The organism is Desulfobaccales bacterium (genome assembly GCA_041648175.1).
Taxonomy (GTDB): Bacteria; Desulfobacterota; Desulfobaccia; order Desulfobaccales; family 0-14-0-80-60-11; genus 0-14-0-80-60-11.
In genome coordinates this window covers 1-2,573 of the sequence record JBAZPO010000077.1, presented here as the reverse complement: position 1 = coordinate 2,573, position 2,573 = coordinate 1, and the positions used below count along the sequence as shown (strand labels likewise).

Annotated in this window: 5 protein-coding genes; all 5 read right to left on the bottom strand. The window is 54.5% G+C overall.

All coding sequences use genetic code 11. The annotated features are described in order from the left end of the window. The coding region (locus WC600_19255) for a PHP domain-containing protein (protein ID MFA4904865.1) at window positions 1–153 on the bottom strand (153 nt) is incomplete at its 3' end. Next, window positions 150–497, bottom strand: a complete 348-nt coding sequence (locus WC600_19250) for an Asp23/Gls24 family envelope stress response protein (GenBank protein ID MFA4904864.1) — start codon at window positions 495–497, stop codon at window positions 150–152. The genes WC600_19255 and WC600_19250, both read right to left, overlap by 4 nt. Before the next feature lie 2 nt (window positions 498–499). Next, a complete protein-coding gene (gene accC / locus WC600_19245; GenBank protein ID MFA4904863.1) occupies window positions 500–1,858 on the bottom strand; it encodes an acetyl-CoA carboxylase biotin carboxylase subunit in 1,359 nt (452 codons plus the stop codon). Further along, window positions 1,855–2,319 carry an acetyl-CoA carboxylase biotin carboxyl carrier protein gene (accB, locus tag WC600_19240; GenBank protein ID MFA4904862.1) on the bottom strand — a complete coding sequence of 155 codons (465 nt, stop codon included), beginning with the start codon at window positions 2,317–2,319 and terminating at the stop codon, window positions 1,855–1,857. The genes accC and accB overlap by 4 nt, the downstream gene beginning before the upstream one ends. A gap of 2 nt (window positions 2,320–2,321) precedes the next feature. Then, window positions 2,322–2,573: elongation factor P (locus WC600_19235; protein ID MFA4904861.1), on the bottom strand; the 252-nt coding region annotated here is incomplete at its 5' end.

Sequence of the window (2,573 nt, the reverse complement as noted above, 5' to 3'; positions counted from 1 at the left end):
CTCCGGCACCACCCGGCTGATGTTGGAAGTATCAACGTGGTCGGTAATCGCTATCACCGCATATCCTTTCACCTGGGCCCGGCGCACCAGTTCCATCGGAAAATAAACACCGTCGGAAAGAAGCGAGTGAACATGCAAATCTACCAGTTTCATGGTGCCTCCGTTTTCAAGTTGCGTACCTCTACGTCAACCTTCACCACCTTCATGCCGGTCATTGCCTCAATCGCCTCTTTGACCGCTTTCTGAACCTCCCAGGCCAGCTGGGGAATATCGCTGCCGTAAGCCACCTCCACGGAAAGTTCAAAGAAAACTCCGCCCTCTCTCACCTTTACTTTTACCGAATGCTGGGGCGCAGACCGGCCGAAAAGTTCCGCAATTCCGCCGATCAGGCCCGGGATTATGCGGGTAACACCGGAAACCTTACCAGCCGCGGTTGCCGCAATCGCCGAGAGAACTTCGTGCTCAATCTTCAGGTTACCAAAAGATTCTTTAGCCATTTTTATTTAGGAAGCTGCTCCTTCTCCAAAAAAGTTTCAATCAGTCCGACGTAATATTTCCCACTCAGGAAACCAGCGTGGTTAAGAAGACGCTGGTAGAGCGGGGCAGTCGTTTTCAACCCGACTATTTCCAGTTCCATCAAGGCGCGGCGCATCCGGCTTAAGGCCTCCTGGCGGTCCTTTCCCCGGACAATCAACTTTCCGATGAGCGAATCATAAAACGGCGGCACCGTGTAACCGGAATAGATGTGACTGTCAAAACGAACGCCTGGCCCGGAAGGAACGCAGAGTTTTTCAATCCGGCCCGGGTTTGGCCGAAAGTTCTGGTCCGGGTCCTCCGCGTTAATTCGGCATTCAATCGCAGCCCCGCGTATCTGAACCTGGCTCTGGGAAAAAGAGAGCCGCTCCCCGTTAGCAATACGTAACTGCTCTTTGATGATATCAATACCGGTCACTTCTTCGGTTACCGGATGCTCCACCTGAACCCGGGTATTCATCTCCATAAAATAGATGTGGAGCTGGTCATCCACCAGGAACTCAATCGTACCGACGCTCCGGTAATTGATGTGTTTTACCAGACGGCGCGCGTAACCACAAAGCCGACGACGCATCCTGGGGGTGACCACCGGCGAGGGCGCCTCTTCAATCAATTTCTGGTGCCGGCGCTGCAGGGAACAATCCCGCTCGCCCAGCGCCACCACCCGACCGTAATTATCAGCCAGAATCTGAACCTCGACGTGCCGGGGACGCTCGATGTACTTTTCCAAATATACGGCCGGATTGTCAAAGGCGGCCTGGGCTTCGTTCTGACAGGCATCCAGAGACGGCAATAATTCCTTCGCCTCCCGCACAATCCGCATCCCGCGACCGCCGCCGCCGCCGGACGCCTTCAGAATTATCGGAAAACCGACCTTCCGGGCCAGGCGTACCGCCTCTTCTTTAGTTTGTAGGGGCGAAATAGTGCCGGGTAAAATCGGGACCTTAACCTGAGCGGCGTTGCGCCGAGCCGTTGCTTTGTCGCCCATCAGCCGAATATTTTCGGCGGTCGGGCCGATAAAGGTTATACCGCTGTCCTCGCATATTTCCGCAAAAAATGCGTTTTCGGACAGAAAACCATAGCCGGGATGGACCGCGTCGCAGCCAGTGACTTCAAGCGCGGAAAGGATGGAGGGGATGTTGAGATAACTCTCCAGACTGGAAGCCGGTCCGATGCAGATTTTTTCCCGGGCCACCCGTACCGTCATGCTATCTCGGTCCGCCTCGGAAAAAGCGATGACGCAGGGAATGTCTAATTCCGTGCAGGCGCGCCAGATACGCAGGGCAATCTCTCCCCGATTGGCAATGAGTACCTTTTTAATCACGGCTTTTCAATCAGGAAGAGAACCTGTCCAAATTCCACCGGTTTGCCGTTTTCAGCCTTGGCTTCAAGGACCTTTCCATTGACTTCACTCTTGATTTCGTTCATCACCTTCATCGCCTCCACGATGCAAAGAGTGTCACCGACCTTGACCTCCTGACCGATCTCTACAAATGGCGCGGCGCCCGGCGCCGACGCCCGGTAGAGGGTACCCACCAACGGAGAGGTTACGGAAACCGCATTTTTGTTCACGGCCGGTTCCAACGCTGCTCCCGGCGTTAAGCCAGCTGCAACCGTCCCGCCTTCGCCAAGGCTATGGCGGGCAATGGCGGCAGACGCGGAGACCAGATTTTCGGCGCCCTCTTTAACCAGATACAACTTGAAATCAGGCTTTTCCACAGAAAGGATAAGCAGACCGTGCGCTTTCATGAAATCCACAAATGATTTCAATTCTTCCGTTTTCATAATTACACCCTTGTTACATACTCTCCGGTGCGGGTATCAACCCTGATGGTGTCGCCCTCATTGATAAAGAGGGGCACCTGCACCATCGCGCCGGTTTCCAGGGTCGCCGGTTTACGGGTGGCCTGTACCGTATCACCCTTGAACCCCGGAACCGTCTGGGAAACTTTCAAGTTCGCAAAATCGGAAACCTCCACCCCGATAACCTCCTGGTCGGCCATTTTTATCTTGACGTCATCACCTTCCCGGAGGAAGAG